General features: G+C 61.3%; 20 protein-coding genes. 13 read left to right on the forward strand and 7 right to left on the reverse strand.

Annotated features, from left to right (window positions below; all coding sequences use genetic code 11):
• Window positions 1–213: 213 nt before the first annotated feature.
• Window positions 214–1,179 carry a GlxA family transcriptional regulator gene (locus tag OC71_RS18485; protein WP_041072131.1) on the forward strand — a complete coding sequence of 322 codons (966 nt, stop codon included), beginning with the start codon at window positions 214–216 and terminating at the stop codon, window positions 1,177–1,179.
• 140 nt (window positions 1,180–1,319) lie between these two features.
• On the opposite strand, the gene OC71_RS18490 is transcribed toward OC71_RS18485, so the two are convergent.
• On the reverse strand, window positions 1,320–3,731 hold the full coding sequence (locus tag OC71_RS18490; RefSeq protein WP_041072133.1) for a penicillin acylase family protein: 2,412 nt from the start codon (window positions 3,729–3,731) through the stop codon (window positions 1,320–1,322).
• A gap of 102 nt (window positions 3,732–3,833) precedes the next feature.
• Window positions 3,834–4,412, reverse strand: a complete 579-nt coding sequence (locus OC71_RS18495) for a DUF6436 domain-containing protein (RefSeq protein ID WP_041072135.1) — start codon at window positions 4,410–4,412, stop codon at window positions 3,834–3,836.
• 99 nt (window positions 4,413–4,511) lie between these two features.
• On the opposite strand from OC71_RS18495, the gene OC71_RS18500 reads away from it, so the two are divergent.
• Window positions 4,512–5,459 carry an alpha/beta hydrolase gene (locus OC71_RS18500; protein ID WP_041072137.1) on the forward strand — a complete coding sequence of 316 codons (948 nt, stop codon included), beginning with the start codon at window positions 4,512–4,514 and terminating at the stop codon, window positions 5,457–5,459.
• A 129-nt stretch (window positions 5,460–5,588) separates the two neighbouring features.
• On the opposite strand, the gene OC71_RS18505 is transcribed toward OC71_RS18500, so the two are convergent.
• The gene (locus OC71_RS18505; protein WP_041072139.1) at window positions 5,589–6,341 is read right to left on the reverse strand and encodes a DUF2059 domain-containing protein; all 753 of its coding nucleotides are present in this window, start codon (window positions 6,339–6,341) and stop codon (window positions 5,589–5,591) included.
• A gap of 108 nt (window positions 6,342–6,449) precedes the next feature.
• Here OC71_RS18505 and OC71_RS18510 point away from each other — a divergent pair, with 108 nt between their 5' ends.
• Window positions 6,450–7,082: a 2OG-Fe(II) oxygenase gene (locus OC71_RS18510; RefSeq protein WP_041072141.1), complete on the forward strand. Its 633-nt coding sequence runs from the start codon at window positions 6,450–6,452 to the stop codon at window positions 7,080–7,082.
• Between the two features lies 1 nt (window position 7,083).
• Entirely contained in the window at window positions 7,084–7,569 is a 486-nt protein-coding gene (locus OC71_RS18515; RefSeq protein WP_041072143.1) for a DUF523 domain-containing protein, read from the forward strand.
• 101 nt (window positions 7,570–7,670) lie between these two features.
• Here OC71_RS18515 and OC71_RS18520 read toward each other — a convergent pair whose 3' ends face one another.
• Complete coding sequence (locus OC71_RS18520) at window positions 7,671–8,234, reverse strand: transporter substrate-binding domain-containing protein (protein ID WP_041072145.1); 564 nt, start codon at window positions 8,232–8,234, stop codon at window positions 7,671–7,673.
• 135 nt (window positions 8,235–8,369) lie between these two features.
• Here OC71_RS18520 and OC71_RS18525 point away from each other — a divergent pair, with 135 nt between their 5' ends.
• A complete protein-coding gene (locus OC71_RS18525; protein WP_041072147.1) occupies window positions 8,370–8,795 on the forward strand; it encodes a DUF4399 domain-containing protein in 426 nt (141 codons plus the stop codon).
• 62 nt (window positions 8,796–8,857) lie between these two features.
• Here the strand turns inward: OC71_RS18525 and serA are convergent, their stop codons facing one another.
• On the reverse strand, window positions 8,858–10,087 hold the full coding sequence (serA, locus tag OC71_RS18530; RefSeq protein ID WP_003229219.1) for a phosphoglycerate dehydrogenase: 1,230 nt from the start codon (window positions 10,085–10,087) through the stop codon (window positions 8,858–8,860).
• 206 nt (window positions 10,088–10,293) lie between these two features.
• On the opposite strand from serA, the gene OC71_RS18535 reads away from it, so the two are divergent.
• The 4 genes from OC71_RS18535 to OC71_RS18550 all read left to right on the forward strand — a co-directional run bounded on the left by OC71_RS18535 (window position 10,294) and on the right by OC71_RS18550 (window position 14,549).
• Window positions 10,294–11,688: an FAD-binding oxidoreductase gene (locus OC71_RS18535; protein ID WP_041072149.1), complete on the forward strand. Its 1,395-nt coding sequence runs from the start codon at window positions 10,294–10,296 to the stop codon at window positions 11,686–11,688.
• 39 nt (window positions 11,689–11,727) lie between these two features.
• On the forward strand, window positions 11,728–12,393 hold the full coding sequence (locus OC71_RS18540) for a fumarylacetoacetate hydrolase family protein (protein WP_041072151.1): 666 nt from the start codon (window positions 11,728–11,730) through the stop codon (window positions 12,391–12,393).
• A 212-nt stretch (window positions 12,394–12,605) separates the two neighbouring features.
• Window positions 12,606–13,529: an SdiA-regulated domain-containing protein gene (locus OC71_RS18545; RefSeq protein ID WP_041072153.1), complete on the forward strand. Its 924-nt coding sequence runs from the start codon at window positions 12,606–12,608 to the stop codon at window positions 13,527–13,529.
• 102 nt (window positions 13,530–13,631) lie between these two features.
• Window positions 13,632–14,549, forward strand: a complete 918-nt coding sequence (locus tag OC71_RS18550) for an SdiA-regulated domain-containing protein (RefSeq protein ID WP_041072155.1) — start codon at window positions 13,632–13,634, stop codon at window positions 14,547–14,549.
• A gap of 144 nt (window positions 14,550–14,693) precedes the next feature.
• Here OC71_RS18550 and rpiA read toward each other — a convergent pair whose 3' ends face one another.
• Window positions 14,694–15,368 carry a ribose-5-phosphate isomerase RpiA gene (gene rpiA / locus OC71_RS18555; RefSeq protein WP_041072157.1) on the reverse strand — a complete coding sequence of 225 codons (675 nt, stop codon included), beginning with the start codon at window positions 15,366–15,368 and terminating at the stop codon, window positions 14,694–14,696.
• A gap of 302 nt (window positions 15,369–15,670) precedes the next feature.
• Between rpiA and ilvA the strand changes: the two genes are divergently transcribed.
• Together ilvA and OC71_RS18565 are read left to right on the forward strand one after the other, a co-directional pair.
• Complete coding sequence (ilvA, locus tag OC71_RS18560) at window positions 15,671–17,185, forward strand: threonine ammonia-lyase, biosynthetic (protein ID WP_041072159.1); 1,515 nt, start codon at window positions 15,671–15,673, stop codon at window positions 17,183–17,185.
• A gap of 39 nt (window positions 17,186–17,224) precedes the next feature.
• A complete protein-coding gene (locus OC71_RS18565; protein WP_041072161.1) occupies window positions 17,225–17,650 on the forward strand; it encodes a DUF2269 domain-containing protein in 426 nt (141 codons plus the stop codon).
• A 119-nt stretch (window positions 17,651–17,769) separates the two neighbouring features.
• On the opposite strand, the gene OC71_RS18570 is transcribed toward OC71_RS18565, so the two are convergent.
• Window positions 17,770–18,426, reverse strand: coding sequence for an HAD family phosphatase (locus OC71_RS18570; protein ID WP_041072163.1), 657 nt, complete (start codon window positions 18,424–18,426; stop codon window positions 17,770–17,772).
• Between the two features lie 143 nt (window positions 18,427–18,569).
• On the opposite strand from OC71_RS18570, the gene OC71_RS18575 reads away from it, so the two are divergent.
• Entirely contained in the window at window positions 18,570–19,049 is a 480-nt protein-coding gene (locus OC71_RS18575) for an RNA pyrophosphohydrolase (protein ID WP_003229203.1), read from the forward strand.
• 22 nt (window positions 19,050–19,071) lie between these two features.
• Window positions 19,072–21,351 (forward strand): phosphoenolpyruvate--protein phosphotransferase, encoded by a 2,280-nt coding sequence (gene ptsP, locus OC71_RS18580; protein WP_041072165.1) that lies wholly within the window; start codon window positions 19,072–19,074, stop codon window positions 21,349–21,351.
• Window positions 21,352–21,422: the final 71 nt, after the last annotated feature.

Below are 21,422 nucleotides of genomic sequence, written 5' to 3' on the forward strand. Positions count from 1 at the left end.
CGATCCTTGCCAATCGACCTGCAAATCGTGCCAACTCACTTAAAACAGCAGACACCGAACCTGTGGCGAGGGGATTCATCCCCGATGGACTGCGCAGCAGTTCCAAAACCTGCTATTTCGGCGAATCAGGTAAACCGCGCAGTGAGGATCTACGACTGCTGCGCAGCCGATCGGGGATGAATCCCCTCGCCACAAAGATCCCCAAGGAGGCTTATGAACAGAACCATCGCCATCGTGGTGTTCCCCGGCGTGCAGGCGCTGGATGTCAGCGGGCCGATGGATGTGTTTGCCGAGGCCAATCGTTTTCTGCCCCCCGAGGATCACTATCGGCTGGAGGTGATCGGCGTCGAACGCGGGCCGATGGCTTGCTCCAATGGCCTGAACCTCAGCGCTCACCGGCACTTCAGCGAGGCGCTCGACGCCTGGGACTTGCTGCTGGTCGCCGGCGGCCCGCAGTTACCGTTTCTGGATTTCGGCAAAGGCTTCGACACCTGGCTGCGCGAGGCCAGTGCCCGTGCGCGGCGTTTTGGCTCGATCTGCAACGGCGCGTTCATGCTGGCGCGGGCGGGGCTGCTGGACGGGCGAACGGTGACCACTCACTGGAACGATGCCCAAGCGCTGGCGCAATTGTGTCCATCGGCGCGGGTCGAAGCCGATCGCCTGTATGTCGAGGACGGTGCGCTCTATACCTCGGCCGGGGTTACGGCGGGGATCGATCTGTCGCTGTACCTGTTGGCCCGCGATCACGGCGCTGACGTGGCGCTGAGCGTGGCCAAACGGCTGGTGGTGTTCACCCAGCGCTCGGGCGGACAGTCGCAGTTCAGTCCGTTTCTCACGCCGCATGCGGAGCCGACCTCGGCGGTGGCGATGGTGCAGCTGTATGTGCTGGCCAATCTCACCGGCGACCTGACGATTGCCGATCTGGCGAATGCGGCGAACATGAGCGCGCGCAATTTTTCCCGGGTGTTTGCCCGCGAGGCCCGGGTCACCCCGGCAGAGTTCGTCGAAAGTGCGCGAGTGGATGCGGCACGGGTGCTGCTCGAAAGCACCACGGCGCCACTGAAGACCGTGGCCTATCAGTGCGGGTTTCGCGATGCGCAGCACATGCGCAGTGTGTTCAATCGCCGGTTGGGGGTGACGCCGCAGCAGTTTCGGCTGAATTTTGCGTTGATGCTCTGAAGGTCTCTTGTGTTCTTAAGGGCCCCATCGCTGGCAAGCCAGCTCCCACAGGTTTCTCGGGTGTTCACATAATCTGTCTTCACTGAAAATCCTGTGGGAGCTGGCTTGCCAGCGATGGGGCCAGACCAGCCAGCACAAATCTATTGCGCAGCCCGCGCCGGCAACAGCTTCAACGTACTGCGGGTATTGGCCGTCACCTCTTCCTCGCTGAAGTGCGCCTGCACGTACATTCCCTCGACGTACTCTTCGGCCTGATCGTCATAGTGGCTGTCGAACGGCACACCGCTCTGGCCGACCGGGTTGATGGTCAGGCTGTGTGCCGGGTCGGCGAAGTCCACCAGCCGCCGCGTCGAAGGCCCGTAAGTCACTGGCCATGGCGCCGGGCCAAGCTTGGCCGAGAGGTTGTTCGGCACTTCGTGGCTGCCCGGCGCAGCGAACGGCCCGACATTGACGATCCGGTCCAGCGGCTTCTGCTGACCCAACGGATGGCCATGGGTCAGGGTGTGCGCCGTGCCCCATTGCCAGCCCGACGGATTGTCGCCGAGGGTCTGTTTCAGGTGTGCGATGCTCGCCTGCCACGCCGCTTTGACGATGTCGGCGCGAGTCTCCTTGTTCGGCGTGGTGCGGTTGTCCCACCACGGTGAATCGGCGTTCGCCGCCAGGCGCGGCAGGGCGGCGTCGATCACCCGGGTCGAGAGCAGTGTTTCGAAGAAGTCGTTGCCCAACTCATCGCGCATCGCCGCATCGGCGAGGTCGTAGAGGAACTGGTTGAACACGGTGGCGCTCACCGAATCCAGCGGATAGTCGCCCGGCCACTGCGCCAGTTGCTCGACCAGTTTCAGTTGCGCCGGATCACTCACGACCTCACGTAGCACTGGCAGCAGCGGCGCCAGAGTGCGCGGGCCGTAACCGGTGGTGGTGCCCAGTTGCAGCTGCTGGTTGGCCTCGTTGCTCCATTTCACGTTCTTGTCACTGAGCTGGCGATTGAGCTGCTGGCCGCGATCGGCGAGGTTGTAGTAACCGGGAATCTCCATCCCGGTCGGCGACAGCGGCTGAAAGTTGGCCGAGACGATGTAGCCGCGCGCCGGATTTTCCTCCTGCGGGTTGGCGCTGAACGGGTAGTAACCATCCTTGTCCGCCTGATTGCCGCTGCCGTCGAGAATGAACTCCGGTTTGACCCCGGCCGGGCGTTTGGGCAACAGCGCCGAAGCCCACCAGGCGATGTCACCCTTGGCGTTGGCGTAAACGATGTTCAGCCCCGGCGCCTGCACCTTCGCCGCCGCAGTGCGGGCCTTGGCCAGGGTGTCGGCGCGGTTGAGCTGGTAGAAGCCTTCGAGAATCGGGTTCGGTGTTTCGAGAAACGCCCACCACATGGCGATCGGTGTCTTGCCGGCGGCAGTGCCGAGGGCGTCGTTGACGATCGGGCCATGGGGCGACTGGCGCAGGGTCAGCGTCACCGGCGCCTGGCCCTTCACCGCGATCTGCTGCTCGGAGCTGAGCAGATCGGTCCACTGGCCGTGGTACCAGACTTGATTCGGGTTGTCCGGGTTGACCTTCTCGGCGATCAGATCCAGATCGTCGTTCTGGAACATGGTCAGGCTCCAGCCGAAATCCAGGTTGTGCCCCAGGAACGCGAACGGCACCAGCGCCTGATGATGGCCGTAAAGCTCAAACCCCGGCGCCGACAGTTGTGCTTCGTACCACACCGAAGGCACCGAGAAACGAATGTGCGGGTCGCCGGCCAGCAGCGGTTTGCCGCTCTGGCTGCGACTGCCGGCAATCACCCAGGCATTGCTGCCTTCGAATTGCGGCAGGCCGTTTTCAATCAGCGCCTGCTCGCTGAGGCGGGCGAGGGCGTTGAGGTCTTGCCAGTCGCTGGCGGCGAGGGCCGGCGTCTTGTTGGCGTGACCTTTGGCAAGCACGCCTTTGGGCTGCCAGTCGAGGTCGAAGACGTTGAGGTAATCGGTGCCGAGTTGATCGCGCACGTAAGTCAGCAGCGGCTCGGTGCGAAACGCGGCGGCAAAGCTGTAGGCCATGTAACCGGCGACGCTGATGCTGTCTTCGGCGGTGAACGGCCGCTTGGGGATGCCCAGCACGTCGAACTCGATCGGCGCGGCGTGGCTGTCCTGATACTGGTTGATGCCGTCCAGATAGGCTTGCAGGGCCTTCCACGCCGGTGACTGCTTATCGAGACTGGCGACATAACGGGCGGCGCGTTCGCGGATGCGCAGGCTGCGGAACAGTTTGTCGGTGTCGAGCAGCTTCGGCCCTAGCACTTCGGCCAGTTCGCCACGCGCGAGGCGGCGCATGGCTTCCATCTGGAACAGGCGATCTTGAGCGTGCACGTAGCCGAGGGCGCGATACAGATCGATTTCGTTCTCGGCACGAATATGCGGTACCCCGCGTTCGTCGTAACGCACGGTCACCGAACCCTGCAGGTTGCGCAGCTCCACCTGGCCCTGACGCGTCGGTTGCTTGCTGTAGAGGTAGGCGCCGACGCTGGCGAGCAGGACAACGATGAGCAAGGCAAGAACGGTGAAGACGCGTTTCATGGTGACTCCTTGTGCATGCGGGATTGCCGCCCGTCGGGCTGCAAACAATTAGCACAGACCTTCCGTGCCGTGCATCGCTGTCCTCGAAAAGTCCGGAATGCCTTACTGCACCACCACCGGCCAAGGGCAGTAACACCCGACCGCCAGGGTGTGGGTGGCGTTGACCGGTCGATCATCCATCAGCGCGTTGAGGATCGGTTCAATAAAGCTGTTGCTGGAGTTGCAGGTCAGGCCTTCACTGTAGGGGCCGAAGTACGCCAGTTTGCCGCTGCGGTCCCAGATCGCCACGGCGGGGCTGGCCGGTACCTGCTCGGAACCGGGCAACACCGTGATGTTTTTCAGATTGCTCAGGGTCGCGGGCAACTGGCCGTGGCTGCCAGCTTTTTGCACGGCGAAGAATTCCACGCCGCGCGGGCCGAACTGTTCGACCATTTCCGTCAGGTGCTGTTGATTGCCGACGTTGCATGGGCAGGCCGGGTCCCAGAAGTGCACGAGACGGATTTTGCCGGGCCCGGCCAGTTCATCCGGCAGACGCAGCGAATCACCGGAAAACACCGCGGTGTGCTGACTGAACGCACGCAGATAACGCCCCTGAAACCAGTCGTACGCCGCCCACAGTACCCCGGCACACACAAGCGCGAGCAGGCTGGCAAACAGTGCGGTGCGGTAGGGCGAGCGCATGGTTTTTCGATCCTCGAAGGGGGGCTAGCTTGCCATGCTTGCCGCAACAGATGAATATCGCAGGCCGATAAAGTCTGTTTACCGCTTTGGAATACCCGCATGCCTGACACTTTCGATGCCGATCATTTACGCGCCAGCCTCAAGCCTTTGGCCCAGTGGCAGCCGTTGTCGGACGAGGCGAAGGCGTATCAGCGGTTTTATAAAACCGATTTCCCCGAGCGCGATGTCTGGCGCGGCATGGGCCGGTTCGAAGTGGACGGATATGAGCTGGTCAGCCATTGCTGGTGGCCGGAGAAGGTCAAGGGCACGCTGTTTCTGCTGCACGGTTTTTACGATCACACCGGGCTGTATCGGCATGTCATCGAGTGGGCGCTGGATCAGGATTTTGCTGTTATCGCCTGCGACTTGCCGGGGCATGGTTTGTCGAGTGGGCCGCGGGCGAGCATCCGTGATTTCTCTGAATATCAGGACGCCTTGCAGGCGTTGTTCGCCGAAGCCGGTTCGATTGCCCTGCCGCAACCCTGGCACCTGTGCGGGCAAAGCACCGGCGGCGCGATCGTCGTCGACCATGTACTCAATCATGGCGAGGGCAGCCCGGCGCAAGGCCATTTGATTCTGTTGGCGCCGCTGGTACGTCCGCGTGCCTGGGGCTGGTCGCAGCTCAGTTATTACCTGCTCAGACCTTTCGTGCGAGGCATCGCCCGGCGCTTCAGCGAGAACTCCAACGACCCGGATTTCCTGCCATTTCTGCAGGCCGATCCGTTGCAGCCAAAGCGCTTGCCGACCGCGTGGGTCGGTGCGCTGTCGCGCTGGATTATCCGCGTCGAGCACGCGAAAAAAAGTCCGCGACGGCCGCTGATCATTCAGGGGCAGGCGGACATGACCGTGGACTGGCAGCACAACTTGCAGGTGCTGAAGTGGAAATTCGACCGGCCGCAGATTCTGTTGCTGCCGCAGGCGCGGCATCATCTGGCGAACGAGACGCTGGAGATGCGCGAGGAGTATTTCGAGTTTCTGAACAAGCGGATCAGGGGGCGGAATCTCTAGGGGAGTTGCTAGCCTCATCGCTGACAAGCCAGCTCCCACAGGTTTTCCGGCGTTCACAAATTCTGTATTCGATGAAAATCCTTGTGGGAGCTGGCTTGCCAGCGATGGCGGTCTGAAAGGTGATAAAGCTTACTGGCCAAGGTTCGAAGAGCTTTGCCCCACCGCCAACCCGGCCCGGATCGCTGCGAGCGCCGCCTGGTAATACGCCTTGCCCTCGGCAGACTCGGCAAAGGTCGCGAACTGCTCCAGTTCGTCGTCCGACAGATCGCGATAAACGTAGAGCAGCGTGTTGTTCAAATCGGCACCGATCTGCTCCATCAGGCGCTGGCGCTGGCCGTTCAGCATGCCTTGCGCCTGACCGCCGCCGAGCAGGCCGGGAATCATCGAACTCAAGCTGTCCGCCGCCACGCCGGCTATCGCCAGGCTGACTTCGGCGCCGGCCTCGCGCGCCGGCAGCGCTTGCGCCAGATGGCCGATGACCAGCAGACGGCTGTCGCTGACCTGCATCTTCGGCAAGCCTTTGGCGTTCTTCGCCAGCTGATCGCTACGGGTGGCGAGCAATTCAGCGGCGACGATTTTCTTGCCCAGCGGCGATTGAAAAAAGGTCAGCGCCGGTTGTGGATCGGCAAGGTGCTGGCGCAGCTGCGCTTCGGCACGCTGATCCATGGCTTGGGGGGCGAAGCGCTGGTTGCTGTTGTTGACCAGGGCTTGAAACACCGCCGGCGGCAGGTTGTTCTGGTAGCGCTGCTGCGCGGCGCTCAGGGCATCGTTGAAATGCGCACGTTGATCTGGCCAGCCGGCGATCTTGTACAGCTGATCGTGGCCGTCCGCCCAGGCGGGCAAAACGCAGAACATCAACAGTGAAAAAAGCAAACGGCGCATAGGGACTCCTGTCAGCAGCGGACTATTCTCCGTGCGGTGCCGGTACTTGTCGAGAATTCGTATCAAGCCGCCGCGTGGCTCTGTCGGATTTCCTGCCGCCGGCATACTATGCGCGCCATGCAAATATCCTCTGAACACCCGCTGCTGTTACGCATCGTCGACGACCTGGCCGAGCATGGCTGGTCGCAGCAGAACATTTTCCTGCCCGCGGGTTTGACCCGTGAGCTGGCGGCCGAGTGCCGCAAACGTGAGGCCGAGGGCGAACTGGCGCCGGCAGCGGTAGGCCGTGGGCCGTTTTCGGAGATTCGCGAGGGCATTCGTGGCGACCACATCCAGTGGATCGACCCGGGCCAGGCCGAGGCCAGCGACCGTTATCTGAATCTGATGGAGAGTCTGCGCGAGGCGCTCAATCGCGGGTTGTTCCTCGGGCTTGAGGATTTCGAGTGCCACTTCGCCCTGTATCCGCCGGGCGCGTTCTACCGCAAGCACGTCGACCGTTTTCGCGACGATGACCGGCGCATGGTCTCGGCGGTGGTCTATCTCAATGACGCCTGGCTGCCGGAAGACGGCGGTCAGTTGCGCATGTACCTGAGCGAAGACCGGGTGCATGACGTGCAACCCACCGGCGGCTGCCTGGTGGTGTTCCTCTCTGGCGAAGTACCGCATGAAGTGTTGCCGGCGCAGCGCGAACGCCTGTCGCTGACCGGCTGGTTTCGTCGCCGTGGCAACGAGCCGTTCTGAGATGCAGAAGATTCTGGTCAGCCGTTGCCTGTTGGGCCACCGCGTGCGTTACGACGGCGGGGCCAGCGGGCCGTTCGACGTGCTCGAACAGTGGATCGCCGAAGGCCGTGTGGTGCCGCTGTGTCCGGAAGTGGCCGGTGGTTTGCCGACCCCGCGTGCCGCGGCGGAAATCCCGGGCGGGCAGGGCACCGACGTGCTCGATGGCCAGGCGGCGGTGATCACCAGCGAGGGCGAGGACGTCAGCGCGCAGTTTCTCGACGGCGCGCGGCAGGCGCTGGCACTGGTGCAAAAGCATGGCATCCGCGTCGCGGTGCTCAAGGCCAACAGCCCTTCCTGCGGGAATCTGCTGACTTATGACGGGACGTTCAGTGGGGTGAAGGTCTCGGGAGAAGGCGTGACGGCTGCGCTGCTCAAACGCCATGGGGTTCAAGTCTTCAGTGAACTCGAACTTTCTCAAGCCTCCATGGCCCTGGCCCACCTCGACTAAAAGCCCACCAAAGACCGTCTGCAGGAGCTGTCGAGTGAAACGAGGCTGCGATCTTTTGATCTACAAGATCAAGATCAAGAGCTCGCAGCCTGCGGCAGCTCCTATGGTTCGGTGAACCACTTCGCGGACAGCGCCGCCAACCGCCCATCGGCCTTGATCCGCTGCAACGCACCTTCCAGGCTGGCGTGAAATGCCGGATTACCCTTCTGAAACGGAATCGCCAGCTCCACCGGGGTCGCTTTCGGCTTCTCTTCGGTCAGCGCCTGCACCAGCACCATTGGCCGTGGCTGCTCATCTTTCTTCGCCCATAGCTGCGAGTCGACCTTGCCGTAAGGCTCGCTGAAGTCGAAACGATCCTTGAGTTCAGGTGTCAGTGCTATGTGGTTGAGCGCGACGTCGTACTTGCCGCTTTCAACGCCCTGGAGCAGGTCGGCTTCGTCGGTGACGATGAAGTCGGCGCGTACATCCAGCTCGTTGGCCAGCAGTTGCCCAAGCTCGACCTCGAACCCCGTGAGTGTGTCGCCATCCTTGAAATTGAAGGGCGGTGTATTAGCCTCAAGGGCAATGCGCAACTCGCCACGGTCGTTGACGTCATCAATCAGTTCGGCGTGAGCCAAGGGGCTCAGAAGGGGTAGCAGGCAGATCAGGCCAGGCAGAAGGCGCATGGTCACTCCTTTGAAATCATTATTGCGATGCTCTGAGTCAGGCTCGCTTTGCTATGGTTGTCGAGTGCCTTCGACAACGAATGGTCATGAAGTTGTCATGACCGCGCGGATTTTACGGAAAAACTGGAGAAGAGAATGAAAACGTTTATGTCACGAGCAGCCTTGGCTGGCCTGTTGATGGGTGTTTCAGTGCTGGCCAGTGCAGCGACCCCGGCGCCTAAAGGTGCCGAAGTGTTCATCGTTTCTCCCGAAGACGGGGCCACGGTTTCTCAGGAGTTCAAGGTCAAGTTCGGGGTCAAGGACGTTGCGCTGGCACCGGCCGGTGACGTTACCAAGAACACCGGTCACCATCACCTGCTGATCGACGTCGACCAAATGCCGGCGGCGGGCGCACCGATTCCGAATGACGCCAATCACATGCACTTCGGCAAGGCGCAGACCGAGGCCACGATCAAACTGGCCCCGGGCAAGCACACCTTGCAGCTGGAACTGGGCGACAGCGGCCACATGCCGTTCGATCCGCCAATCGTGTCGAAGAAAATCACCGTCAACGTCAAATAAGTTTCCGGTGGTGCATGAAAAAGGGAGCCCGAAGGCTCCCTTTTTCATTGCTCGGCGTTCGATCAGAACAGTACGCGGCTACGGATGGTGCCGTTGACGTGTTGCAGCTTCTCTTGCGCCAGCTCCGAGTACTCGGCGTCGACGTCGATCACCACGTAACCGACTTTCTCGTTGGTCTGCAGGAACTGACCGGAGATGTTGATGCCGTTTTCGGCGAAGACCTTGTTGATCTCGCTCATTACACCCGGAATGTTCTCGTGGATGTGCAGCAGACGGTGCTTGCCAGGGTGAGCCGGCAGGGCCACTTCCGGGAAGTTCACCGACGACACCGAAGTACCGTTGTCGCTGTACTTGACCAGTTTCTCCGCCACTTCCAGACCGATGTTGGCCTGGGCTTCGGCAGTCGAGCCACCGATGTGCGGGGTCAGGATCACGTTGTCCAGGCCACGCAGCGGGCTTTCGAACTCTTCGTCGTTGGAGCGTGGCTCTACCGGGAACACGTCGATGGCCGCGCCGATCAGGTGCTTGTCCTTGATCGCGTCCGCCAGGGCGTCCAGCTCGACCACGGTGCCGCGCGCGGCGTTGATCAGGATGCCGCCCTTCTTGATGGCGCGGATTTCCTTCTCGCCGATCATCCACTGGGTCGCAGCGGTTTCCGGAACGTGCAGGGTGACGATGTCGGACATGCCCAGCAGCTCGTGCAGGTTGCCGACTTGAGTGGCGTTGCCCAGCGGCAGCTTGGTCACGGTGTCGTAGAAGAACACCTGCATCCCTAAGCCTTCCGCCAGAACCGACAGCTGCGTACCGATCGAGCCGTAGCCGACGATGCCGAGTTTCTTGCCACGGATCTCGAAGGAGTTGGCTGCGGACTTGATCCAGCCGCCACGGTGGCAGGAAGCGTTTTTCTCAGGGATGCCGCGCAGCAGCAGGATCGCTTCGGCCAGCACCAGTTCCGCGACGGAGCGGGTGTTGGAGTACGGCGCGTTGAACACGGCGATACCGCGCTCGCGGGCAGCACTCAGGTCAACCTGGTTGGTGCCGATGCAGAAACAGCCGACCGCGACCAGCTTCTTCGCGTGATCGAAGATCTCTTCGGTCAGTTGGGTGCGCGAACGAATGCCGATGAAGTGAGCATCAGCGATCTTTTCCTTGAGCTCGGCTTCCGGCAAGGAGCCTGTCAGGTATTCGATGCTGGTGTAGCCCGCCGCCTTGAGGACGTCGACAGCCGATTGGTGGACGCCTTCGAGAAGAAGGAACTTGATCTTGCTCTTATCGAGAGAAGTCTTGCTCATCTGCGTAAACCTGTATCCCGGAGAAAAATGGCAGGGAGGGGAGCAGCCTGGAGCTGACCCGCACGGCAAGAAAGCCGTCACCGCAGAACTGGCCTTGGGCACTGGCCTGCGGGGTCGGTATGCTAGCATAGCCACCCCGCGAAACACTCATTCCTGCGACGTGAAGCGTCTTCAGGATGACCATGAATTGTTCGAGAGTTCTGTCGATGACCAATCCTGCCCTGATTGATGAACTGAAGACCCTGGTCGAGCCTGGCAAGGTCCTGACCGACGCCGACTCCCTGAATGCGTACGGCAAGGATTGGACCAAGCACTTTGCTCCCGCGCCAAGCGCCATCGTGTTTCCCAAGACTATCGAGCAGGTGCAGGCCGTCGTCCGCTGGGCCAATACCCACAAAGTGGCGCTGGTGCCATCCGGCGGGCGCACCGGGCTGTCCGCCGCCGCCGTCGCCGCCAATGGCGAAGTGGTGGTGTCGTTCGACTACATGAACCAGATTCTCGACGTGAACCTCACCGATCGCACCGCCGTGTGCCAGCCCGGCGTGGTCACCGAACACCTGCAAAACGTCGCCGAAGAAAACGGCCTGTACTACCCGGTGGACTTCGCGTCGGCCGGTTCCAGTCAGATTGGCGGCAACATCGGCACCAATGCCGGCGGGATCAAGGTGATTCGCTACGGCATGACCCGTAACTGGGTCGCCGGCCTGAAAGTGGTCACCGGCAAGGGCGATGTGCTGGAGCTGAACAAAGACCTGATCAAGAACGCCACCGGTTACGACCTGCGCCAGTTATTCATTGGTGCCGAGGGCACTTTGGGTTTTGTGGTCGAAGCGACCATGCGTCTGGATCGCGCGCCGAAAAACCTTACGGCGATGGTCCTCGGCACCGCTGATTTCGACTCGATCATGCCGGTGCTGCACGCCTTTCAGGGCAAGCTTGACCTGACCGCATTCGAATTCTTCTCCGACAAGGCCCTGGCCAAAGTGCTGGGCCGTGGCGACGTACCGGCGCCGTTCGACACCGAGTGCCCGTTCTATGCGTTGCTGGAATTCGAGGCCACCAGCGAAGAAGTGGCCAACACCGCGCTGGAAACCTTCGAGCACTGCGTCGAGCAGGGCTGGGTGCTGGACGGCGTGATGAGCCAGAGCGAAACCCAGCTGCAGAACCTGTGGAAGCTGCGCGAGTACATTTCCGAAACCATCTCGCACTGGACACCGTACAAGAACGACATCTCGGTCACTGTGTCGAAAGTGCCGGCATTCCTGCAGGAAATCGACGCGATCGTCGGTGAACATTACCCGGATTTCGAAATTGTCTGGTTCGGCCATATCGGTGACGGCAACCTGCACCTGAACATCCTCAAGCCGGATACCCTGAGCAAGGACGAGTTCTTCGCCAAGTGTGCGACCGTCAACAAGTGGGTGTTCGAAACCGTCGAGAAATACAACGGTTCGATCTCCGCCGAACATGGCGTGGGCATGACCAAGCGCGACTACTTGACGTACAGCCGTTCGCCGGTCGAAATCGAGTACATGAAGGCGGTCAAAGCGGTGTTCGACCCGAACGGCATCATGAACCCGGGCAAGATCTTCGCGGTTTGATTGGCAATCCCCTGAATCAATGAAGGCAGGAGTCGGTAAATGAGCTATCAGCACCAGTACGTCGACGGCACGCGCATTCACTTCCCGATCGGGAAAGTGGTGTGCATTGGCCGTAATTACGCCGAGCACGCCAAGGAACTGGACAATCCGGTGCCTACCGAACCGTTGCTGTTCATCAAGCCGGGCAGTTGCGTGGTGCCGCTGGAAGGTGGGTTCAGCATTCCGACCGAGCGCGGTTCGGTGCACTACGAAGCGGAAATCGCCGTGTTGATCGGCAAGCCGCTGTCGACCAAACCGAGCCGCGAAGAAGTACTGGATGCGATCTCCGGTTTCGCCCCGGCGCTGGATCTGACCCTGCGCGACAAGCAGGCCGAGCTCAAGTCCAAGGGCCTGCCATGGGAAATCGCCAAGTCGTTCGACGGCGCGGCGGTGATCGCGCCGTTCGTGGTCGGCAGCACGTTCCCAGACCTGACCGACATCGGCATTCGCCTGACCATCAACGGTGAAGTGCGTCAGGACGGCAACAGCAGCGCGATGCTCAACCCGATCGTGCCGATGATCCAGCACATGGCCGGCTGCTTTTCGCTGCAGGCCGGCGACGTGATCCTCACCGGCACGCCAGTGGGCGTCGGCCCGCTGAACGTCGGCGACGACATCGTGCTGGAACTGGTTGGCGCGAGCCGCTTCAGCAGCAGCGTGCGCTAAGGGCAAAAGATCGCAGCCTTCGGCAGCTCCTACACCTGTCTCTGTAGAGCTGCCGCAGGCTGCGATCTTTTGATCCGGCTTTATAAGGCAGGGGCAATCCCGTCATTTGCCGTTTTTTTCACATTCTGTCCGGATAATTCCTCTCATTCTGGCGTCTGAGCCGGCCTCTTTGTGCTATTACCCATAGCCTGAATTTTCGGAACGCGTCCCTGATGTCAGCTCAAACACAGCTCAATCCTCCTCGTCGCTCACGTTTTGCCCTGCGCTGGTATGTCTGGCTGTTGCTGGTGCTTGCCGCCGCGTATGGCCTGGCGTTTGCCATGCATTGGGACGACCGTGGCCTGCTCTGGTTGCGCGAGCGTTTCGAAAGCCAGGCCGAGCAAAAAGCGAGCATCTGGTTGCCGGACTATCGTGTGGTCATCGACGGCAAACTGCTGCCGGGCATGGAAAAGGACGAGGCCTCTGACCTGTCCTACAACCCGCAGACCAAAACCCTGTTTTCAGTGATGGGCAAGAACCCGTTTTTGGTCGAACTGACCCTGCAGGGTGATGTGCTACGCAAGATGCCGCTGGTGGGCTGGAGCAATCCGGAAGGTGTGACCGTGTTGGAAAACGGCCTGATGGCGATCGTCGATGAGCGCGAGCATCTGCTGACCATCGTCAAGGTCGATGCCAGCACCCGCGAGCTGAATATCGCCGATTTCCCGAAATACGACCTCGGTCCGTCGAAAAACCAGAACAAGGCATTTGAGGCAATCACCTGGGATCCGCGCAACCAGCAGTTGCTGCTGGGCGAAGAGCGGCCGCCAGCGCTGTTCACCTGGAAAAGCGACGGCAGCCAGATCCTCAAGGGCGACAAGCAGAAGCTGGCCAATGATGAACTGGATATCCGCAACCTCTCGGCACTGGCCATCGACCCGCGTACCGGCCACACCCTGGTGCTGTCCGCCGACTCGCACCTGCTGCTGGAGCTGGACGAGAAGGGCGAGCAGGTCAGCTTCATGACCCTGCTGGGCGGCTTCAACGGTTTGAAGAGCACCATTCCCCGCGCCGAAGGCGTGACCATGGACGACGCGGGTACGCTGTACATGGTCAGTGAGCCGAACCTGTTCTATCGCTTCGAAAAGCAGAAGTAAGCCCATCGCGGTCGGCTTGTGGTCGCAGGCAAGTGGCCATTAAGCTTCAGTTCAGACAGGCGTGATATTTCATCCGCCTGTTTTGATCCCGAGCCTGCCTGAATGCGTCGACTTGCCCGTCCCAAGCCCCTGTTTGCCATCCTGTCAGTGATTGCCCTGATCGCGTTGATCGCGATCGGCCAATACCTGCGCCTGTTCGAGCGCGCCTGGTTCAACCTGCACAGTGTGTGGCAACCGTTAAGCAGCCAGGCCATCGGTCTGGATCAGTACCGGGTCGAGGTGGAGGCCAGGGTCATCGACGGGTTGAACGACGATGTGTCGGCGTTGACCTACGATCCGCTGCGCAAAAGCCTGTTCACCGTGACCAATAAGCACGCCGAATTGGTCGAGTTGTCGCTCGACGGCAAGATCCTGCGGCGCATCGCACTGATCGGCTTTGGCGATGCCGAAGCGGTGGAGTTCATCAGTGCCGACACCTATGTGATCACCGACGAGCGAGAGCAACGGCTGATCAAGGTGCATCTTGAGCAGGACACGACCTTCCTCGATGCGGCGGATGCCGAACAGATGACACTTGGCGTGCACATGAGCGGCAACAAGGGCTTCGAGGGCCTGGCGTATGACTCGGTGGGCAAACGCCTGTTCGTGGCCAAGGAGCGCGACCCGATGCTGATTTATGAAGTGCACGGATTTCCGCACTTCAATCCGGAAAAATCCTACGCGGTGCACGTGATCAATAATCCCAAGCGCGATGCGGGGATGTTCGTGCGCGATCTGTCGAGCCTGCAATACGACGAGCGCAGCGGCCATTTGTTGGCGCTGTCCGACGAGTCGGGGCTGATTCTTGAACTGGATGTTGATGGACGTCCGCTGAGCACCTTGTCGCTGAACAAGGGCCGGCAGGGTTTGCACAAGAGCGTGCCGCAAGCCGAAGGCATGGCGATGGATGATGACGGAACGTTGTATCTGGTGAGTGAGCCGAACCTGTTTTACGTCTTCAGGAAACCTGCACAGCCTTGACTAACACCACAAAACACTGTGGGAGCTGGCTTGCCAGCGATGGCGGCCTGTCAGTCAACATTGTTGTTGAATCTGACGGCCTCATCGCTGGCAAGCCAGCTCCCACAGGTTTACTCGCCTGCCCATAACTGGTGGGCGGCTGACTTACTCAGCCTTCAGGGTTTTTACACCTTCGCTGGTGCCCAGCAACAGCAGATCCGCCGGGCGCGCCGCGAACAGGCCGTTGGTGACCACGCCGACGATCGCGTTGATCTGCGCTTCCAGCTCCACCGGGTTGGTGATCTGCAGGTTATGCACGTCGAGGATGATGTTGCCGTTGTCGGTCAGCACGCCTTCGCGGTACACCGGGTCGCCGCCCAGTTTCACCAGTTGGCGGGCGACGTGGCTGCGGGCCATCGGGATCACTTCCACCGGTAGCGGGAATTCGCCCAGCACTGGCACCAGTTTGCTGGCGTCGGCGATGCAGATGAAGGTCTTGGCCACGGCCGCGACGATCTTCTCGCGGGTCAGGGCGGCGCCGCCGCCCTTGATCAGGTTCAGGTGCGCGTCGCTCTCGTCGGCGCCGTCGACGTAGAACTCCAGGTCGCTGACAGTGTTCAGCTCATACACCGGAATGCCGTGGCCCTTGAGGCGTGCGGCAGTGGCTTCGGAACTGGCGACCGCGCCATCGAACGCGCCCTTGTGCTGGGCCAGCGCATCGATGAAGCAGTTGGCGGTGGAGCCGGTGCCGACCCCGACGATGCTCTTGTCATCGAGTTTCGGGAGGATGAAGTCGACGGCGGCCTGAGCCACTGCCTGTTTGAGTTGATCCTGGGTCATGCGGGCTCCGGAAGCGGGCAAGGTGAGTTCGGAAAGGCCGGCATTATAGGCCTCGCGACAAGGCAGGGGGAAACACTCCTGTGGCGAGGGAGCTTGCTCCCGCTGGAGCGCGAAGCGGTCCTTTTGCATTCTTTCAGAAAAATCGTATGTTCTGATTTACGACTGCTGCGCAGCCGAGCGGGAGCAAGCTCCCTCGCCACAATAGGTCTCCACACCCTAAAACCCCCTGTTCAGTGTGGTCGCACGGGCAAAAGCCGGGTTAGACTCCTTGGCCCTGCCCAACCGCTCAGTGATGCTTTCCGATGCTCGAACAGTACGTCAAAAAGATCCTCACCTCGCGCGTTTATGACGTTGCCGTAGAAACCCCGCTGCAGAACGCTCGCCAGCTCTCCGAGCGGCTGGGCAATGACATTTGGCTCAAGCGTGAAGACTTGCAGCCGGTGTTCTCGTTCAAGATTCGCGGCGCCTACAACAAGTTGACCCAGCTGACTGACGAAGAACGTGCCCGTGGCGTGGTCACCGCGTCGGCGGGCAACCATGCGCAGGGTCTGGCGCTGGCGGCGAAAGTGCTGGGCGTGAAAGCGACCATCGTCATGCCCAAGACTACTCCGGAGATCAAGGTCGAAGGCGTGCGCTCGCGCGGCGGCAAAGTCGTGCTGCACGGCGATTCGTTCCCGGAAGCGCTGGCCTACTCGCTGAAACTGGTCGATGAAAAGGGCTACGTCTACATCCACCCGTACGACGATCCGCACACCATTGCCGGGCAGGGCACCGTGGCGATGGAAATTCTGCGCCAGCACCCGCAACCGCTGGACGCGATCTTCGTGCCGGTCGGCGGCGGCGGTCTGATTGCCGGTATCGCGGCGTACGTGAAATACCTGCGTCCGGACATCAAGGTCATCGGCGTCGAGCCGGACGACTCCAACTGCCTGCAAGCGGCCATGGCCGCCGGTGAGCGCGTGGTACTGCCGACCGTGGGCATCTTCGCCGACGGCGTGGCGGTGGCACAGATCGGCCAGCACACCTTCGACATCTGCAAAGACTACGTCGACGAAGTAATAACTGTCAGCACCGACGAGATCTGCGCGGCAATCAAGGATATCTACGACGATACCCGCTCGATCACCGAACCTGCCGGCGCCTTGGGCGTGGCCGGGATCAAGAAGTACGTCGAACTGCGCGGCGTCAGTGGCCAGACCTTCGTCGCCATCGACTCCGGAGCCAACGTCAATTTCGACCGCCTGCGCCACGTCGCCGAGCGCGCCGAGCTGGGCGAGGGTCGCGAGGCGATCATCGCCGTGACCATTCCTGAGAAGGCCGGCAGTTTCAAAGCCTTCTGCGAAGCGATTGGCAAGCGCCAGATCACCGAATTCAACTATCGCTACAACACCGGCAGCGAAGCACACATCTTCGTCGGCGTGCAGACGCACCCGGAAAACGACCCGCGCAGCGCGCTGCTGGCGAGCCTGACCGAGCAGGGTTTCCCGGTACTCGACCTGACCGACAACGAACTGGCCAAGTTGCACATTCGTCACATGGTGGGCGGCCATGCGGCGCACGTGATCGACGAAGTGGTGTTCCGCTTCGAATTCCCGGAACGTCCGGGCGCGCTGTTCAACTTCCTCAACAAGCTCGGCGGGCGCTGGAACATTTCGATGTTCCACTACCGCAACCACGGCGCAGCTGACGGCCGGGTGGTCGCGGGCCTGCAAGTACCGCATGACGAGCGCCATCTGGTGCCGGCGGCGCTTGAGGAAATCGGTTATCCGTACTGGGATGAAAGCGAAAACCCGGCCTATCAGTTGTTTCTTGGCTGAGCGGCTACGCTGATGGGCAGGCCCTGAGGAAATCGAACAATGGAAACGTTAACTGCCCTGAAAGCCGCGCACATGGTCGCCACTGTAGTGTTGCTGGCCGGTGCGCTGGGGTTGGGAGTCTGGGTTTTTCTGGCAAAACGCAAAGGTGATGCAACGGCGGGCAGCCGCACCTTGCAACGGCCTCGGGTGTTCATCTGGCTGTTGATGGGCCTGGCGTTGTTGAGCATGCCGTTCACCGGCTGGGGCATGGTGCATCTGGTCGGCTGGCCGCTGGGGCAGACCTGGCTGCTGGCCTCCAGCGTGCTGTATACCGTGGCGGCGCTGGCGTGGTTCTGGTTGCTGGTGCGGTTGAATCGCTTGCGCAAGGCGCCTGGCGGGGTTGGCAGGTTCACTTTTGCCTTGGCGTTGTTCAGTGTTGTCTGCTTTATCGCGATTGCCGGGTTGATGGGCGCCAAGCCTGTTTAAGGCTTGAGACCGCGTTGCTTCAATCGCTGGCAAGCCAGCTCCCACAGGATCTGTAGCGAACACAAATGGTGTGACCACCTGAAAAACCTGTGGGAGCTGGCTTGCCAGCGATAGCTATATCAGCCGCGCAGACTAATGACTGGCCATCCGCGCTTCTCGGCCTCGGCCCGCAGATTCGGATCCGGATCCACGGCCACCGGGTTCGCCACCTGCTCCAGCAGCGGCAGGTCATTCATCGAGTCGCTGTAGAAATAGCTGTCATCCAGCGAATGCCCGGTTTCCTCCAGCCAGCGATTCAGGCGCGTCACCTTGCCTTCGCGGAAGCACGGAATGTCGGTGCTGCGCCCGGTGTAGCGGCCATCGACCATCTCGCACTCGGTGGCGATCAGGGTTTCAACGCCCAGGCGCACGGCAATCGGCGCGGTGACGAAGCGGTTGGTGGCGGTGATGATCACCAGTTTGTCACCGGCGTCACGGTGCTGTTTCAGCAACTCCAGCGCCTTGGGCAGCATGATCGGCTCAATGCAGTCGCGCATGTAATCGTTATGCCACTGCTCAAGCACGGCCATTTCGGTGCGACCGAGGATTTCCAGGCAGAAGTTCAGGTACGCGGCGTTATCCAGCTGGCCGGCCAGGTAATCCTGGTAGAACTCGTCGTTACGCTGCTTGTACGCCACCGGATCGAGGAAGCCGCGCTCGCACAGATAGTCGCCCCAAGCGTGATCGCTGTCGCCGCCCAGAAGGGTGTTGTCCAAATCGAATAGAGCCAGGCGCATTGCAGTTACCCGCTGAAAAGTCAGTAAAAAGGCGACAAGAATACGGTCTTTTCACAAGAGTGCACATAAGGTAGGAACCTTCGTTGCCGCCTTATCAAGCTTTGTGGAACAATGCGGCGACATGCGTTTGCGAGGTTGTTGCCGTGATCGACCCCGATGGTTTCCGCCCCAATGTCGGGATCATTCTGACGAATGACGCCGGCCAGGTGCTATGGGCTCGCCGTATCAATCAAGATGCCTGGCAGTTTCCGCAAGGGGGAATCAACCCCGAGGAGACGCCGGAAGACGCCTTGTACCGCGAGCTGAACGAAGAAGTTGGCCTGGAACGTGAAGATGTTGAAATACTGGCCTGTACCCGGGGCTGGTTGCGCTATCGTTTGCCGCAACGTCTGGTGCGTACCCACAGCCAACCGCTGTGCATCGGCCAGAAACAGAAATGGTTTCTCCTGCGCCTGATCTCCAACGAGCAGCGGGTGCGGATGGATTTGACCGGTAAACCGGAGTTCGATGGCTGGCGCTGGGTCAGTTATTGGTATCCGTTGGGCCAGGTGGTGACATTCAAGCGCGAGGTGTATCGACGCGCCCTCAAAGAGCTTGCCCCGCGCCTTTTAGCGCGCGACTGACGACGGAGTTCGACCCCGAGCCATGCTCAATACGCTGCGCAAGATCGTCCAGGAAGTTAACTCCGCCAAGGATCTCAAGGCGGCGTTGGGGATTATTGTGTTGCGCGTCAAAGAGGCCATGGGCAGCCAGGTCTGCTCGGTCTACCTGCTTGATCCCGAGACCAACCGCTTCGTCCTGATGGCCACCGAGGGCTTGAACAAGCGCTCGATCGGCAAGGTCAGCATGGCACCCAACGAAGGTCTGGTGGGTCTGGTCGGCACGCGTGAAGAACCCCTGAACCTCGAAAACGCCGCGGATCACCCGCGCTACCGCTACTTCGCCGAGACCGGCGAGGAGCGCTACGCCTCCTTCCTCGGGGCGCCGATCATTCACCACCGCCGCGTCGTCGGCGTGTTGGTCATCCAGCAGAAAGAACGCCGCCAGTTCGATGAAGGTGAAGAAGCCTTCCTCGTGACCATGAGCGCGCAGCTCGCCGGCGTGATCGCCCACGCCGAGGCCACCGGTTCGATCCGTGGCCTGGGCCGTCAGGGCAAGGGTATTCAGGAAGCCAAGTTCGTCGGCGTACCGGGTTCGCCGGGTGCTGCCGTCGGTACTGCGGTGGTGATGCTGCCGCCAGCGGATCTGGACGTGGTGCCGGACAAGCACATCACCGACATCGACGCCGAACTGGCGCTGTTCAAGACCGCCATCGAAGGCGTGCGCGCCGACATGCGCGCCTTGTCCGCCAAACTGGCGACCCAGTTGCGTCCGGAAGAGCGCGCGCTGTTCGACGTCTACCTGATGATGCTCGACGATGCCTCGCTGGGCAGCGAAATCACCACCGTGATCAAGACCGGCCAGTGGGCCCAGGGCGCGCTGCGCCAGGTGGTCACTGAGCACGTCAACCGTTTCGAACTGATGGACGACGCCTACCTGCGCGAGCGTGCGTCGGACGTCAAAGACCTCGGCCGGCGCCTGCTGGCTTACCTGCAGGAAGAGCGTCAGCAGAACCTGGTCTACCCGGAAAAAACCATTCTGGTCAGCGAAGAACTGACGCCGGCGATGCTCGGCGAGGTGCCGGAAGGCACGCTGGTCGGTCTGGTGTCGGTCCTCGGTTCGGGCAACTCCCACGTCGCGATCCTGGCCCGGGCCATGGGCATTCCGACGGTGATGGGCCTGGTCGATCTGCCGTACGCCAAGGTCGACGGTATCGAAGTGATCGTCGATGGCACCCGCGGCGAGGTCTACACCAACCCTGGCGACGTGCTGCGCAAGCAGTTCGCCGAGGTGGTCGAAGAAGAGAAACAACTGGCGCTGGGCCTCGATACCCTGCGTGACCTGCCGTGCGTGACCCTCGACGGGCACCGCATGCCGTTGTGGGTCAACACCGGTCTGCTGGCCGATGTGGCGCGGGCGCAGAAGCGCGGCGCCGAGGGTGTCGGCCTGTACCGCACCGAAGTGCCGTTCATGATCAACCAGCGCTTCCCGAGCGAGAAGGAACAACTGGCGATCTATCGCGAGCAGCTCGCCGCGTTTCATCCGCAACCGGTGACCATGCGCAGTCTGGACATCGGCGGTGACAAATCGCTGTCGTACTTCCCGATCAAGGAAGACAACCCGTTCCTCGGCTGGCGCGGGATTCGCGTGACCCTCGACCACCCGGAAATCTTCCTGGTGCAGACCCGTGCGATGCTCAAGGCCAGCGAAGGCCTCAACAACCTGCGGATCCTGCTGCCGATGATCTCCGGCACCCACGAACTCGAAGAAGCCCTGCACCTGATCCACCGGGCCTGGGGCGAAGTGCGCGACGAAGGCACCGACGTGCCGATGCCGCCGATCGGGGTGATGATCGAGATTCCGGCGGCGGTGTATCAGACCAGGGAACTGGCGCGCCAGGTGGACTTCCTGTCGGTCGGCTCCAACGACCTGACTCAGTACCTGCTGGCGGTTGACCGCAACAACCCGCGAGTAGCCGATCTCTACGACTACCTGCACCCGGCGGTGCTGCAAGCCCTGCAGACTGTGGTGCGCGACGCGCATGCCGAAGGCAAGCCGGTGAGCATCTGCGGCGAAATGGCCGGTGATCCGGCAGCGGCGGTGCTGTTGATGGCGATGGGCTTCGACAGCCTGTCGATGAACGCCACCAACCTGCCGAAAGTGAAGTGGATGCTGCGTCAAATCAACCTGAGCAAGGCCAAGGACCTGCTGGCCGAGCTGATGACCATCGACAATCCGCAGGTTATCCACAGCTCGCTGCAACTGGCGCTGAAGAATCTCGGCTTGTCGAAGATGAATCCGCCGGCGGTCAACAAGGCCCTTTAAAAGGCTGATGGCCCTGTGGCGAGGGAGCTTGCTCCCGCTGGAGTGCGGAGCGCTCCCAATTCGGTCAATGA

Origin of the sequence: Pseudomonas sp. W15Feb9B, from assembly GCF_000828175.1 — a bacterium.
GTDB classification, from domain to species: Bacteria; Pseudomonadota; Gammaproteobacteria; order Pseudomonadales; family Pseudomonadaceae; genus Aquipseudomonas; species Aquipseudomonas parakoreensis.

Excerpts from the sequence above, each read along its gene's own strand:
- OC71_RS18485 (WP_041072131.1), top strand. The coding sequence starts at position 214 with ATGAACAGAACCATCGCCATCGTGGTGTTCCCCGGCGTGCAGGCGCTG.
- OC71_RS18490 (WP_041072133.1), bottom strand. The coding sequence starts at position 3,731 with ATGAAACGCGTCTTCACCGTTCTTGCCTTGCTCATCGTTGTCCTGCTC.
- OC71_RS18495 (WP_041072135.1), bottom strand. The coding sequence starts at position 4,412 with ATGCGCTCGCCCTACCGCACCGCACTGTTTGCCAGCCTGCTCGCGCTT.
- OC71_RS18500 (WP_041072137.1), top strand. The coding sequence starts at position 4,512 with ATGCCTGACACTTTCGATGCCGATCATTTACGCGCCAGCCTCAAGCCT.
- OC71_RS18505 (WP_041072139.1), bottom strand. The coding sequence starts at position 6,341 with ATGCGCCGTTTGCTTTTTTCACTGTTGATGTTCTGCGTTTTGCCCGCC.
- OC71_RS18510 (WP_041072141.1), top strand. The coding sequence starts at position 6,450 with ATGCGCGCCATGCAAATATCCTCTGAACACCCGCTGCTGTTACGCATC.
- OC71_RS18515 (WP_041072143.1), top strand. The coding sequence starts at position 7,084 with ATGCAGAAGATTCTGGTCAGCCGTTGCCTGTTGGGCCACCGCGTGCGT.
- OC71_RS18520 (WP_041072145.1), bottom strand. The coding sequence starts at position 8,234 with ATGCGCCTTCTGCCTGGCCTGATCTGCCTGCTACCCCTTCTGAGCCCC.
- OC71_RS18525 (WP_041072147.1), top strand. The coding sequence starts at position 8,370 with ATGAAAACGTTTATGTCACGAGCAGCCTTGGCTGGCCTGTTGATGGGT.
- serA (WP_003229219.1), bottom strand. The coding sequence starts at position 10,087 with ATGAGCAAGACTTCTCTCGATAAGAGCAAGATCAAGTTCCTTCTTCTC.
- OC71_RS18535 (WP_041072149.1), top strand. The coding sequence starts at position 10,294 with ATGACCAATCCTGCCCTGATTGATGAACTGAAGACCCTGGTCGAGCCT.
- OC71_RS18540 (WP_041072151.1), top strand. The coding sequence starts at position 11,728 with ATGAGCTATCAGCACCAGTACGTCGACGGCACGCGCATTCACTTCCCG.
- OC71_RS18545 (WP_041072153.1), top strand. The coding sequence starts at position 12,606 with ATGTCAGCTCAAACACAGCTCAATCCTCCTCGTCGCTCACGTTTTGCC.
- OC71_RS18550 (WP_041072155.1), top strand. The coding sequence starts at position 13,632 with ATGCGTCGACTTGCCCGTCCCAAGCCCCTGTTTGCCATCCTGTCAGTG.
- rpiA (WP_041072157.1), bottom strand. The coding sequence starts at position 15,368 with ATGACCCAGGATCAACTCAAACAGGCAGTGGCTCAGGCCGCCGTCGAC.
- ilvA (WP_041072159.1), top strand. The coding sequence starts at position 15,671 with ATGCTCGAACAGTACGTCAAAAAGATCCTCACCTCGCGCGTTTATGAC.
- OC71_RS18565 (WP_041072161.1), top strand. The coding sequence starts at position 17,225 with ATGGAAACGTTAACTGCCCTGAAAGCCGCGCACATGGTCGCCACTGTA.
- OC71_RS18570 (WP_041072163.1), bottom strand. The coding sequence starts at position 18,426 with ATGCGCCTGGCTCTATTCGATTTGGACAACACCCTTCTGGGCGGCGAC.
- ptsP (WP_041072165.1), top strand. The coding sequence starts at position 19,072 with ATGCTCAATACGCTGCGCAAGATCGTCCAGGAAGTTAACTCCGCCAAG.